This is a genomic window from Bacillus sp. TE9106W (assembly GCF_054062215.1).
On the sequence record NZ_JBSSFA010000005.1, the window covers coordinates 43,153 to 55,487 of the forward strand.

Consider the following 12,335-nt stretch of genomic DNA (forward strand, 5'->3'; position numbering starts at 1 on the left):
TAGAAATATATATAAAGGGGCGTTTTGCTAATATGAAAGAAAATGAAAAGGTAATTATGGAAAAAGGGATTCATACGGACTTTAAAGAGAATATGACGTACGGGGAATATTTACAATTAGATAGTTTACTATCTTCTCAAAAGAGATTATCAGACCACCATGATGAAATGTTGTTCATCGTTATTCACCAAGCAAGCGAACTTTGGATGAAGCTTATTTTACATGAGTTAAACGCAGCAATTGAATCTATTAAACAAGACAAATTACAACCAGCTTTTAAAATGTTAGCACGTGTATCAAAAATTCAATCACAAATCATTCAATCTTGGGATATTCTTGCGACATTAACGCCATCCGAGTACATTGAGTTTCGTGACTCGCTCGGTCAAGCTTCAGGTTTTCAATCGTATCAATATCGTATGATTGAGTATGCGCTTGGTTATAAAACGCCGCATGCCTTAAAAATTTATGAAAAAGATCCAGAATTACATGCTCGACTTCATAAAGCGCTACATGCACCAAGTTTATATGATGTGGCAATTCAAGCCCTTGTAAAAGAAGGATTCCCAATTCATAAAGACGTGTTAAATCGTGATATTACGCAGCCTTACGAAGAAGATGCAACAGTAGAAGCAGCATGGCTTGAAGTGTATGCGGATGTGAAAAAATATTGGAATTTATATCAGCTTGCTGAAAAACTTATCGATATTGAAGATTGGCTACAACAATGGCGTTTCCGTCATATGAAAACAGTAGAACGCATTATCGGACATAAAATAGGAACAGGCGGCTCTTCTGGTGTATCTTATTTAAAACGAGTACTTGATCAACGTTTCTTCCCAGAGCTTTGGAATGTTCGCACGAAATTATAAAAACAAACCTGTCAGTTCATTACTGGCAGGTTTGTTTTTTATTTGAACACAAGTATGTTTTAATTAAAGCTACAAGATATAATAAATTAGGTAATGATTTAATTGGAGGTAAAGTATTGGATTTCAAGCAGCTAGAAAATAAATTTGAAAAGAAAAAAGTAAATACATTTCTTGTTTATCGAAAAGGGGAATTAACAACTGAGTATTATAAAACACCCGAATGTGCAAATAACTTATATAAAATAAATTCGATTACAAAAAGCATTGTATCTATATTAATAGGTATTGCAATCGATAAAGCATATATAAATGATATACATACACCGATTACAGAGTGGATTGAAAATGTATCTGAGGAAAAGCAGGATTTGACTCTGTATCATTTATTAACGATGACTACAGGTGAGGATTGGAAAGAGTTCGGAAATGGAGTAGTGTTCCCAAACGATTTTGTAGAATCGGATAACTGGGTGCAGTACATATTAGAAAAACCAATGATTGAAGAACTGGCTACAAAAATGAATTATAACTCAGGCTCTTCGCATTTACTTAGTTACATTATCCAAAAAGCTACTGGAATGCCGACAGAACAGTTTGCGAAAAAATATGTATTTGATCCATTAGAAATTACCGAATATGAGTGGCAGCAAGATCCGCAAGGAATACATGTCGGCGGCTTCGGAATGAAAATGAAGTCTAAAGATTTATTAAAGTTAGGAATATTATGTTTACAAAATGGGTATTGGCAAGGGAATGAAATTGTATCATCGAAATGGTTAGAAGAATCAAGTGTAGCTCTATTTGAAACGTATGAACATGTTGGGGCGTATGGATATCACTGGTGGGTTTTGAATAACGAAAGATTTCACATACCGTATTGTATGTACTTTGCTATGGGATATGGCGGACAATATATCATCATCGTTCCGCAGTTAGAGGTAGTTGCTGTAATAAGTAGTCATATGCCTAAACGTGGACTTGTTCCATTAAAATTATTTATTGAACATATACAAGAGAATTGTAATTTTCAGTAAGGGCACAAGTAAATCCATTCAATCCAGTTCAATTATTTCATTTCTTCACAATTGAAAGTAATTTAGAAATGAAAACCTCACTGTTTATAATGTAAACAGTGAGGTTTTCATTTTATCTACTCGTCTTCTGAAACGACACCTTAATAAATTTCTCTGTCTTCGTTTCAAATTCTACATCCACAAAAACACCATATTCTTTTCCATCTTCACGTAACCATAATTTAAATTTTTCAACTGTTATTTGAACTGTTTTCGGTTTTCTACCTATATGAAGATAATCAATTATATCAGCTTTCGGGTATTGTTCTTTCGTCTTTTCTACAGCAAGTTTCCCCCATTTCGCATACGGCGGCTGCGCATGAACAATTGATGAGCCGGTATATATATTTGAACATGTTGTTATGAGCAGAATGACCAGTACGACACGCTTTAACAATTTCCTCATGATGAACTCCTTTTATCCTTTTTATATATTGTTTACATATTTTTTCAACGATATGAGCTTGGATTTTTTTGTCTTCTTTACATAAAAGCGAGCCTTTTACAAAACATAACCAAGAAATCATTTCCGTAATTAAGGAGGGAAAATTATGCGCCAAAAAGCTATTTTTAAAATAGCAGTTTTACTTGCGTTCATAGGACTATCTTTCATGGTCAGTAGTATACAACTAAAAAATGTAGAAGCCTTTTCTAATCAAGTCATTCAAAGGGGAGCATCTGGCGAAGATGTCATTGAACTGCAATCTCGTTTGAAATATAACGGATTTTATACGGGAAAAGTGGATGGTGTTTTCGGATGGGGTACATACTGGGCACTTCGAAATTTTCAAGAGAAATTTGGATTACCTGTTGATGGTTTAGCTGGAGCTAAAACGAAGCAAATGCTTGTGAAGGCAACGAAGTATGATAAGTCAACTGCTAATAAAGGAAATAGTGGTGGTACAGCACAAAAAAATAAACCATCTCAAAATAAAGGGACAAATGTTCCAAATGGTTATTCTCAAAATGATATTCAGCTCATGGCAAACGCAGTATATGGAGAGTCTCGTGGTGAGCCGTACTTAGGACAAGTTGCGGTAGCTGCGGTTATTTTGAATCGCGTTACAAGTGCATCATTTCCAAATACCGTTTCGGGTGTAATCTTTGAGCCAAGAGCATTTACAGCGGTAGCAGACGGACAGATATATTTAACGCCAAATGAAACAGCGAAAAAGGCTGTATTAGATGCAATTAATGGATGGGATCCAACAGGAAACGCATTGTACTACTTCAATCCAGATACTGCAACAAGTAAATGGATTTGGACTCGTCCACAAATTAAAAAGATCGGGAAACATATTTTCTGTAAATAGAGCGGAGGTGGAACTATGTTACGAGGTATTATAATCGTATTATTAACAATCGGTGTAGTCGGCACAGGGTACTGGGGCTATAAAGAGCATCAAGAGAAGAATGCAGTATTAATTCGGGCAGAAAATAGCTATCAACGTGCGTTTCACGATTTAGCGTACGAGGTAGATTTATTGCACGATAAAATTGGCACAACGCTTGCGATGAATTCACGTGCATCTTTATCACCTGCATTAGCAGATGTATGGAGATTAACATCTGAAGCTCGTTCAGATGTAGGGCAACTTCCTTTAACATTAATGCCTTTTAATAAAACGGAAGAATTTTTAGCGAATATCGGTGATTTTAGTTACCGTGCAGCTATTCGTGATTTAGAAAAAGAGCCGTTAAATGATCAAGAATACAAAACGTTGCAAACTTTATACTCAAATGCCGGAAATATACAAGATGAACTAAGAAAAGTGCAACATCTTGTTTTGAAAAACAATTTACGCTGGATGGATGTTGAGATGGCACTCGCATCCAATCGTGATCCTGCCGACAATACAATTATTGACGGACTAAAGACAGTAGAAAAAAATGTAACATCGTATTCATCTACAAACTTCGGACCTACCTTTACAAGTGCACAAAAAAATAAAAAAGGTGGATTTGAAGCAGAAGGAAAAGCAATTTCAAAAGATGAAGCGGGGAAAATCGCAAAATCGTTCTTGAATTTAAAAGGAAATGAAAAAGTAGAAGTTGAGAAAAGTGGAAAAGGTGCAAAAGAATCTTTCTATAGTGTGAAAATTAAAGATGAAGCAACGAATAATGAGTTTTATATGGATATTACCGGAAAAGGCGGATATCCAATTTGGGTTATGAATAATCGAGAAATTAAAGAACAGAAGATTAGTTTAAATGACGCAGGAAGTAAAGGTTTGAAATTCTTAAAGGACCATAAGTTTAATAATATGGAGCTTTATGATAGCTCACAATATGATAATGTTGGAGTATTTACGTATGTAGTAAATGAGAATGGCGTACGAATTTATCCTGAAGCAATTCAAATGAAAATTGCTTTAGATGACGGTTCTATCGTTGGATTCTCCGCAAAAGAATATTTAGCGTCACATCAAAAACGAACAGTTCCATCAGCAAAACTAACTGCAGCAGAAGCAAGAAAAAAAATTAATCCAGATGTGAAAGTTATGGAAGAACGTAAAGCTGTCGTAGTAAATGATCTGCATAATGAAGTACTTTGCTATGAATTTGTAGGTACGTTAGGGAAAGATACGTACCAAATCTTCATTAATGCAAATAGCGGAGCAGAAGAAAAAGTGAAGAAAATGCAGGCTGTTGAAAAAATTTATGATTAAACTTTAATGGTAAAGTGGTGAGAATAATGAAAATCTTAATATATATATTGATGGTTTGTTTTTTAATAACTGGATGTAGTATTGGAAAAAAGGATAGTCCAAACGAAAAGTCAGAGCAAAAAAATGTTTCGATGAAAAATGTTAATTATACGAATAAGTCAAATAAGCCAAATGAAAAAGCAGCGGATCATCTAGCATCTTTAGCAGCAAGTGTGCCAGGTGTGAATGATGCGACAGCGGTAGTAGTTGGGAAATATGCTATCGTAGGAATCGATGTAAAAGCGAAACTCGATCGAACTCGTGTTGAATCCATTAAATACTCTGTTGCAGAAAGTTTGAAAAACGATCCTGATGGTGCTAATGCAGTTGTTGTAGCAGATGTTGATACGTACGAACGACTGAAACAAATTGGAAAGCAAATTAAAAAAGGAAAAACAGGCGAAGGTATACTGGATGAGTTAGCAGCAATTGTCGGCCGTGTAATGCCACAAGTTCCAAATGACATGATTGAAAATAAAGAAACGAATCCAATTCAAGATAATGATAAACAATTACCAAAAGATGAAGAACAAGAACTAAGAAAAGAACAGAATGATCAATCAAATAATCATTTGAATAAATAAAGATAACCTTAACCCTGTACTAAATTGTGCAGGGTTTTTTAATATAATATTAAATATTCAGTTTATTTTTAAGGGAAAATATGGTTTAATTATGATGGGAGGGACAACTGTTATGATGAAAAAAAGCACATTAATATTATGTAGTTTATGCTTAGGTTTCAGTATGACAGCGTGTGAACAGAAGAAAGAAGTAAAAAAGCAAACAGCGACTTCTTCTACTGTGATGGAAAATCAGAAGAAAGAATCTATCAATATAAATCATTTTTCAAATATAAATGAAGGAATGACTTATAAAGAAGTAAAAGATTTAATTGGTTTTGAAGGGGATTTACTCATAGAAGAAGGTGTAGAACATTCTACACAAATTAAGCAAATTTTTGCTTGGAAGGGAAGCAATCCAACTGCATTAGTTGAAATTACCTTTTTAGATGGAAAAGTACATTCTAAAGTGCAGCAAGGCTTAAGTTAATAAGTTGAAAATGGGAGAGTTTAGCATGAACATACATACAGGGGAGATTCAATTAGTTCCGTATAAAGAGGAATATAAAGAAGTTATAGAAACATTTACTTTACCAAGTGAACAAGTTCAATTTACGTCGGACCCAGCTGAATTATTGAAAAAAGCAAAAAATGATCGTACAAAAAATGTCATTGTTATTTTAGATTACAATGGGGTACCTGTTGGTCTTTTTGCATTGCAAGCAGGAGATAGAGTACAGGAATTCACAGAAAATGAGAACGCTTTACTTTTAACTTCATTTTCTGTAAATCACAATAAACAAAGGAAGGGATATGCTAAAAAATCACTGGCATTATTACAAGAGTTTGTACAACGTTATTTTCCGATAAAAAATGAAGTTGTACTTGCTGTGAATGAAAAAAATATTCCAGCACAAAATTTATATGAAAAAGTTGGTTTCCAAGATAAAGGACTTAGAAGAATGGGACCAATTGGTCAACAAATTATAATGCATTTACCTATCATAAAATAATGAGAAGAAAAACTTACTCTTGCATAGTAAAGTAGTAAGTTTTTTTATTTGGAACAATATATGTTGTAAAATATATAAATAAACGAAATAGAAATGAAGGAAATACAAATGAATCAAGTTAGAAAATGGAATATTATTGGTGGAAGGGTGATAAAGACAGGAATTGCGGTTTTTCTTACAGTTCTAGTTTGCGAATTTTTCAATATACCAACTATTTTTGCTGTTATTACGGCAATTGTAACGATTGAGCCAACCGCAACGGATTCTATAAAAAAAGGACTAGTTCGTTTTCCAGCTTCAACAATTGGATCGGCGTATGCAATGACTTTCACATTTTTCCTAGGTCATCAGGCTCTTTCTTATGCGTTAGCGGCAATGTTTACAATCGTTACATGTCAAAAACTAAGGCTACACGCTGGAACGTTAGTCGCAACTTTAACTGCTGTTGCAATGATTCCCATTACGGCAGATCATTATTTTACTGCATTTTTAATTCGATTAGCTACTACATCTACTGGTATTATAGTGTCTACTGTAGTCAATTTTTTTATTTTGCCACCACACTATGTTAAAACAATTTCGGGATGTACAGAGGAGCTATTTGTTAAAACGGCAAATGTTATGGAGGAATGGCTTACTGCGTTAATGGATGGGAAAGTTATAAAAAAAGGAGACAACCTATAATCTTTCTAAATTAACTGTATTATTACATAAAGCAGTACAATTTGTTCAATATGAGCAAAAAGATTGGAAATACCATCGACATACAAAAAAAGAAATGAGAAGCTTTTTACTTGTACAAAAGCAACTTCATTTATTACAGCAAATTATTTATCATATAGATAATTTAGCTCGAGCACCAATTGAAACATGTGATTGGTCACAAAATGAAAAAGAAATTTTGCGACGAACAATTCATTCTATAATTTCTATATTAAGAAATCATTGTGAAAAAATAGATGAGGAACATTTTAAACTGATTGATGAATTAGATAAGCAATTTTGGACTAATAAAAATGATTTGGCACATTGTAAACCGAATCAATATCATCATCATTTTTCAAGCGAATCTATCATTTTATTTGAGGTATTATCTATACATGATATGTTAGAGGAATTAAAACAAATATTCGAGAAATATGAAGATGAAAATCAAGAGAAATCAATATTGGTGGACATAAAGTAATAAAGATGTCTGATTAGAGATTGATGCTTGAAACAACAGGATTAGAAAAATTAAGAGACTATGGTTGTTATAGTATAAAACAAACGAATTAAGGGGTAGATAAAATGGGGAAATATGTGAAAGATCAAAAGGTAGTTGCATTTACACTAGAAGGGCTAGCACCATGTACAGTTGTAAGAGTAGGTTGGATTTTCATTATGGTACAAGTAGAAGAAACGAAACATTTATATTCTGTTACAAAAAGTAAACTAACACCTATAGAAGAAGAGGAACACTACCTTTTAGAAGAGAGTATGGATGAAGAAGGGGTATTCGATATAGGTAGATTGTTTGCTAAAATAGAAGCAGAAAACCTGGACCTTGCAAAGAAATCATTTGAAGAGAATGAAGACTTCAAGAAATACGAAGATTTTCACAATCCACCAGAAGGGAAACTGTATGGTGGAGAGTACTATACTACAATCAAAACAGGTAAAGAGTTACTAGAACAATACTTTAATCGAGAAGAGCTAGAACGTAATGGTACTAATTAAATTAGATGTGAAAACAGTTAAAGGCCAAATCTTATTTATGTTAGATATATAGACTAAAAAAAATATATTTGATTATTTGGAGGATAAAATAATGGATTTGGTAAACAAATTTTTAAACGGTTTGAAAGCAGCATTATCAACAGATGATCTCGAAGCACTAAATAAAGCATACGGTGCTACAAAAGAGGATATTGATATATTAAGGTTGAAATATCCGAATTGTCCAGAATCATTAATCTCTTTACTTGAAAATATCGATGGTACATATTGGCGGAAATATGGAGAAAACGAAGTCACGGTATGTATTTTAGGTTCAGATGTTGAAGAGTATCCATATTATTTGCTTTCTACACAAGAGATGATCGAAAGTTCAAAAGAAGGAGAAGACGTCTCCTATCTTTTAGAATACCAAGATGACGAGGATGTTGTTGACTCTAAAATAAATCCAGAAGGCCTTCTCCCTGGTACGTATATTCATTTTTCAGATTGTATGAATAACGGGGGGACATCAAAGCTGTATATTGATTTTAATCCTTCTGATGAAGGGGTATGTGGTCAAATCATTCGTTTTTTACACGACCCTGATGAATATGAAGTGATTGCAAACAGCTTTGATGAGTATTTACAGGATCTAATTGATGGTGATTTTAATTTTCTAGAAGAATCTCAATAATTTGTGAAGAATTACATTTCAACTAATGAGAGCTTTTGTTGAAGAAGATTTAAACAAATTTATTATTTATATTTGTCTACAAACTCATTTAAAAGGTTAGAAATTAAACAACTTTAAAGAGCCTTACTACAATATGTTTTGTAGCAAGGCTCTTATATTTTTAAATCAAAATTAAATAACATTATTATCACTTTACAAAATCTCATCTTTTTATTTATATTGTTTTGCGACTATAAGTTCAACAATAGGATAAATAAAGAAAGAAGAGCAAAGGGCGATAAAAAGAGGCAGGTTCTTTATTTCATCAAGTAATAGGAATGCAAATCCTTCTGATAAGATTAAAATAAAAACCATAAGGCATATAAGTACAAAATAAGCAACTTTAAAACTTTTATATTGGATTTGCTGTCCCATTTCATCTTGGCTTTCTTTTGATACTCCGTTTGGATCTCCCCAAGTAATTTGATTAATTAAATTACCGATAATTAACGAAAAAGCGAATATTGTTCCTCCCAAAATCGAACCTTCCGTTACATATTTATATGCACCATGTATAAGGACTCCAATCAATGATAAAACAATAATCATGAAAATAAATTTTTTATGGTTCAACTTAGAAATGGCACCTCCATATCTGTAAAAAACTCTTTACAACTATAGTATAAAATTGGAAAAGTTTAATGTCAAATACTTTTTACACATAGAGCCGAGAAAATAATATTTTGTATGTACGGTTAATAAAAAATTACATTACATTTGAATGTAAAAGAATGGGCTCGCATATATTTGGAAGGGATGTCAGATTAATTTAGGGGGTAGTTATGTCTATTCTTTTAAAAGCTGGTGCTGATGCAGGAAATAATGGTTTGAAGTTAATGGTGAAAGGGCAAGATCCTATTTTTATTCCGAGTATATATGCTTTATATATAGGAGAGCCTACAGGACTCTTAGATGAGGAAGATGTTTCATTATCTGAATTAGAAAACCACATTGACGTGACCATTAGTTCTCCATCGTTAATGTTAAATAATGTGCGGTATATCGTTGGAGAAAAAGTCATTCAAGATCAATTAAAAGGTACTGAGGTTGAGAAGAAATCGAATAAGTCAACTGATGAGTTAATGGTTATTACAATTCTATCTGGTTTAGCCGTAAGTGCTATGCGTCAAAGCCCAACTTCTAGCCATATTAACATTCGATATGATTTATCTGTTGCTCTCCCTATGCAGCTTATTACACAAGAAATAGCGGCGGAAAATGCAAAGCGTTATATGGGGAATCATAAAGTTGTGTTTCATTATCCAAACGGACGTGATGTTACAATTAATATTTCAATCGAATATTGCAAATGTCTACCTGAGGGTGCTTCTGGGACGTGGGGCATTGTATATGATGAAGAAGGAAATGTTGTGAAACATAAAATAGAATGTGAACAAAATAAAGTTTCAGAAATTGATTTTGTTGATAAAACACTATTATCTTTTGATATTGGAGCAGGGACGACAGAAGAAGTCGTTTCACTAGGCGTAAACTTTAGACCTCAATTAAGTAAGGGCTTATCATACGGTGTGAAAGAAACGTTACTACAAATTATTACGAGATGGAACCGGAAGTATCCAACAAAGACGATTGATAGCATTACAGAATTTAATCAAATTTATTTAAATGATAAACACCCTAGAAATGCATTATTAGTTGAGGAATCACAACCAGCGTTATTAGGTTTAGCAGCGCGCGTTGCAACGGATATTATAAACAAAATTGATGATATGAAAGATGATCCATATGTATTTATTTATGGCGGGGGCGCAGTTATCATAAAAAATAGCTTGAAAATGATTTTAAAACAAAAAGGGCGTTTAACAAATGTAATTTTTGTAGATAATCCATTATTTACAAATGCACGTGGATTATTAGTATACACTTGTTCACCAAAATATAGAGAGCATAAGCAAAAAGAGTTAGGATTTACAAACTTAACGATAAGTTAGTTGGTGGAAACATGCGATCTAGGCGATATAAACGTGGTGATCGAGTGAAAATCAATATTCATAAATCAGTATCACCTGAAATGCTTGCATGGCTGAATAAACAATCAAACCCAACCAATTTCTTTTTCTTTGCAGCGCAGCAACTCTTTAAACAAGTAGGAGATATTGATGTGTCAAAAGCTATACCAAGTAGCCATGTTTTCTCATTATACGTAGAGCCATCATCCTTATTAAAGGTTGAAGTTAATCCTTTTAAAAACGTACCACTAGAAGCAAATAAATCCACCGATAATATAAAAAAAAAATCATGGGAAGCTGTTGACCAATTAGATTGTCCGTTTTTTTAAACATAGAAAAAATAAGTATTGCCCATCATTATACATACGGATACAATGATGGGCTTTTTTACATGTAACGAATAGAGGGGACACAAATTGTGATGTGCCCCTTCTATTCGTTATTTATCTATAATTTAGATGTATGCTCAGTAACTGCATGAATGATGTCTTCCCAATCATCAGGATGATTTTCATGTCCTGCGCCTTCAAGGGTTAATAGAGCTGAGTTAGGAATTTCATCAATAAGTGCGAGACCATGTTCAAAAGGGAGTGCAGTATCGTCTGTTCCGTGAATGACTAATGTAGGTGCTTGTATGGAGTGAAGAGCCCCTTCATATGCATCATCGCCTTGAAGTAAAGCGTGATTAAACATGCTTAATAAATTGTTAGCTCGTTCAATTTCTTGTTTGACTTGTTTGTAACTCCTTGTTTCATCAAATGTACGTTTTGATCCACATAATAGGCGAGATCCTGAAACTAAATATTCTGCTATAACATTTTTGTTTGTCCAATCTAAATGTGCGCCATTTGCGTGATGTGTTAAAATTCTTTCATCCATTGGTGGTAAATCACGAGTATTATTGTCAGACCCTATCACACTTGTAGCTAGTAATGTTAACGTTAAAATTCTTTCCGGATGTTTTACAGCAGCAATTTGAGCAATCATACCACCTAATGACATACCAAATAGATGTGCTTTATCAATATGATAAGCATCTAATACCCCACTTGCATCTTCAGCCATATCTGTAACGGTATAATTGGAAGTTCCAGGTTCATATGCAACAGATCGTCCCACATCACGGTTATCAAAACGAATTACAAATTTCCCTGTGTTCGCCAACCGTTCACAAAACTCTTCATCCCAATAAACCATTGAACACGTAGCCCCCATAATTAATAAAACAGCTGGATTTTTAGGATTCCCAAAGCTTTCTGTACATATATCAATCCCGTTTATTTTAAATATTTTTTCGGTCATAGAGTTCTCTCCATTTCTTTTGAATTTAATTTAAAATACAATTTTGAATGACTCTACGGTGCATAAGATTTGCTTTGTTTCTTGCATAATTACCCCCAAAAATAAGTTTATGATAATTTAAGGGAAAAAAATTTGAGAAATAATTGTATGTTATTAAAATAAACAGCAAGGGAGAGGACATGAAAGCAATTGTTATAGATCAATATAGTAGTGTTGAAGAATGAAAAGAAAGACAAATTTTAAAACCGGTTGTTAAGAATAACGAGGTATTAAAATGAAGAAGGCGTTAGAGAAGCTTATATTTTGAGTGAAGATAAACATGTTAGAGGTACGGTGATAATGAAAGTGGAATAGTAATGACTTAGCATACTTCAAAATTTCATAATACCCCAAAACAAAAATA

Annotated in this window: 14 protein-coding genes and 2 pseudogenes; 13 read left to right on the plus strand and 3 right to left on the minus strand. The window is 33.3% G+C overall.

Annotated elements, in window-relative coordinates; translation table 11 throughout:
- Positions 1 to 32: 32 nt before the first annotated feature.
- Both kynA and ACVWY7_RS11445 read left to right on the plus strand, forming a co-directional pair.
- Positions 33 to 872 (plus strand): tryptophan 2,3-dioxygenase, encoded by an 840-nt coding sequence (gene kynA / locus ACVWY7_RS11440; RefSeq protein ID WP_000661954.1) that lies wholly within the window; start codon positions 33 to 35, stop codon positions 870 to 872.
- 116 nt (positions 873 to 988) lie between these two features.
- The gene (locus ACVWY7_RS11445) at positions 989 to 1,906 is read left to right on the plus strand and encodes a serine hydrolase domain-containing protein (protein ID WP_456523803.1); all 918 of its coding nucleotides are present in this window, start codon (positions 989 to 991) and stop codon (positions 1,904 to 1,906) included.
- A gap of 112 nt (positions 1,907 to 2,018) precedes the next feature.
- Here ACVWY7_RS11445 and ACVWY7_RS11450 read toward each other — a convergent pair whose 3' ends face one another.
- Complete coding sequence (locus tag ACVWY7_RS11450; RefSeq protein ID WP_001228775.1) at positions 2,019 to 2,351, minus strand: DUF3889 domain-containing protein; 333 nt, start codon at positions 2,349 to 2,351, stop codon at positions 2,019 to 2,021.
- Positions 2,352 to 2,496: 145 nt separating this feature from the next.
- Here ACVWY7_RS11450 and sleB point away from each other — a divergent pair, with 145 nt between their 5' ends.
- The 8 genes and pseudogenes from sleB to ACVWY7_RS11490 all read left to right on the plus strand — a co-directional run bounded on the left by sleB (position 2,497) and on the right by ACVWY7_RS11490 (position 8,621).
- The gene (sleB, locus tag ACVWY7_RS11455; RefSeq protein ID WP_062921296.1) at positions 2,497 to 3,258 is read left to right on the plus strand and encodes a spore cortex-lytic enzyme; all 762 of its coding nucleotides are present in this window, start codon (positions 2,497 to 2,499) and stop codon (positions 3,256 to 3,258) included.
- A 15-nt stretch (positions 3,259 to 3,273) separates the two neighbouring features.
- The gene (gene ypeB / locus ACVWY7_RS11460) at positions 3,274 to 4,614 is read left to right on the plus strand and encodes a germination protein YpeB (RefSeq protein WP_000943705.1); all 1,341 of its coding nucleotides are present in this window, start codon (positions 3,274 to 3,276) and stop codon (positions 4,612 to 4,614) included.
- 26 nt (positions 4,615 to 4,640) lie between these two features.
- Positions 4,641 to 5,237, plus strand: a complete 597-nt coding sequence (locus ACVWY7_RS11465; RefSeq protein WP_000697989.1) for a YhcN/YlaJ family sporulation lipoprotein — start codon at positions 4,641 to 4,643, stop codon at positions 5,235 to 5,237.
- Between the two features lie 112 nt (positions 5,238 to 5,349).
- Positions 5,350 to 5,706 carry a lipoprotein gene (locus ACVWY7_RS11470; RefSeq protein WP_000976539.1) on the plus strand — a complete coding sequence of 119 codons (357 nt, stop codon included), beginning with the start codon at positions 5,350 to 5,352 and terminating at the stop codon, positions 5,704 to 5,706.
- Between the two features lie 25 nt (positions 5,707 to 5,731).
- The gene (locus ACVWY7_RS11475) at positions 5,732 to 6,229 is read left to right on the plus strand and encodes a GNAT family N-acetyltransferase (protein ID WP_456523804.1); all 498 of its coding nucleotides are present in this window, start codon (positions 5,732 to 5,734) and stop codon (positions 6,227 to 6,229) included.
- 108 nt (positions 6,230 to 6,337) lie between these two features.
- Positions 6,338 to 7,415: pseudogene (locus ACVWY7_RS11480) on the plus strand (aromatic acid exporter family protein).
- Positions 7,416 to 7,519: 104 nt separating this feature from the next.
- On the plus strand, positions 7,520 to 7,948 hold the full coding sequence (locus ACVWY7_RS11485; RefSeq protein WP_073523753.1) for a hypothetical protein: 429 nt from the start codon (positions 7,520 to 7,522) through the stop codon (positions 7,946 to 7,948).
- 91 nt (positions 7,949 to 8,039) lie between these two features.
- Positions 8,040 to 8,621 (plus strand): SMI1/KNR4 family protein, encoded by a 582-nt coding sequence (locus tag ACVWY7_RS11490; RefSeq protein ID WP_000366657.1) that lies wholly within the window; start codon positions 8,040 to 8,042, stop codon positions 8,619 to 8,621.
- A gap of 210 nt (positions 8,622 to 8,831) precedes the next feature.
- On the opposite strand, the gene ACVWY7_RS11495 is transcribed toward ACVWY7_RS11490, so the two are convergent.
- Positions 8,832 to 9,233: a hypothetical protein gene (locus ACVWY7_RS11495; protein WP_001015812.1), complete on the minus strand. Its 402-nt coding sequence runs from the start codon at positions 9,231 to 9,233 to the stop codon at positions 8,832 to 8,834.
- A 209-nt stretch (positions 9,234 to 9,442) separates the two neighbouring features.
- Here ACVWY7_RS11495 and ACVWY7_RS11500 point away from each other — a divergent pair, with 209 nt between their 5' ends.
- Positions 9,443 to 10,612, plus strand: coding sequence for a ParM/StbA family protein (locus tag ACVWY7_RS11500; RefSeq protein ID WP_000025610.1), 1,170 nt, complete (start codon positions 9,443 to 9,445; stop codon positions 10,610 to 10,612).
- 11 nt (positions 10,613 to 10,623) lie between these two features.
- Positions 10,624 to 10,959 (plus strand): hypothetical protein, encoded by a 336-nt coding sequence (locus tag ACVWY7_RS11505; RefSeq protein WP_001257753.1) that lies wholly within the window; start codon positions 10,624 to 10,626, stop codon positions 10,957 to 10,959.
- 118 nt (positions 10,960 to 11,077) lie between these two features.
- Here the strand turns inward: ACVWY7_RS11505 and ACVWY7_RS11510 are convergent, their stop codons facing one another.
- Complete coding sequence (locus ACVWY7_RS11510) at positions 11,078 to 11,932, minus strand: alpha/beta fold hydrolase (RefSeq protein ID WP_073523755.1); 855 nt, start codon at positions 11,930 to 11,932, stop codon at positions 11,078 to 11,080.
- A gap of 179 nt (positions 11,933 to 12,111) precedes the next feature.
- Between ACVWY7_RS11510 and ACVWY7_RS11515 the strand changes: the two are divergent.
- Positions 12,112 to 12,204, plus strand: a pseudogene (locus ACVWY7_RS11515) (NADP-dependent oxidoreductase); the annotation flags it as partial.
- Positions 12,205 to 12,335 lie beyond the last annotated feature (131 nt).

Bases quoted from the DNA above. Each gene is read 5' to 3' on its own strand.
- kynA (WP_000661954.1), top strand. From the start codon at position 33: ATGAAAGAAAATGAAAAGGTAATTATGGAAAAAGGGATTCATACGGAC.
- ACVWY7_RS11450 (WP_001228775.1), bottom strand. From the start codon at position 2,351: ATGAGGAAATTGTTAAAGCGTGTCGTACTGGTCATTCTGCTCATAACA.
- sleB (WP_062921296.1), top strand. From the start codon at position 2,497: ATGCGCCAAAAAGCTATTTTTAAAATAGCAGTTTTACTTGCGTTCATA.
- ypeB (WP_000943705.1), top strand. From the start codon at position 3,274: ATGTTACGAGGTATTATAATCGTATTATTAACAATCGGTGTAGTCGGC.
- ACVWY7_RS11465 (WP_000697989.1), top strand. From the start codon at position 4,641: ATGAAAATCTTAATATATATATTGATGGTTTGTTTTTTAATAACTGGA.
- ACVWY7_RS11470 (WP_000976539.1), top strand. From the start codon at position 5,350: ATGATGAAAAAAAGCACATTAATATTATGTAGTTTATGCTTAGGTTTC.
- ACVWY7_RS11475 (WP_456523804.1), top strand. From the start codon at position 5,732: ATGAACATACATACAGGGGAGATTCAATTAGTTCCGTATAAAGAGGAA.
- ACVWY7_RS11485 (WP_073523753.1), top strand. From the start codon at position 7,520: ATGGGGAAATATGTGAAAGATCAAAAGGTAGTTGCATTTACACTAGAA.
- ACVWY7_RS11490 (WP_000366657.1), top strand. From the start codon at position 8,040: ATGGATTTGGTAAACAAATTTTTAAACGGTTTGAAAGCAGCATTATCA.
- ACVWY7_RS11500 (WP_000025610.1), top strand. From the start codon at position 9,443: ATGTCTATTCTTTTAAAAGCTGGTGCTGATGCAGGAAATAATGGTTTG.
- ACVWY7_RS11505 (WP_001257753.1), top strand. From the start codon at position 10,624: ATGCGATCTAGGCGATATAAACGTGGTGATCGAGTGAAAATCAATATT.
- ACVWY7_RS11510 (WP_073523755.1), bottom strand. From the start codon at position 11,932: ATGACCGAAAAAATATTTAAAATAAACGGGATTGATATATGTACAGAA.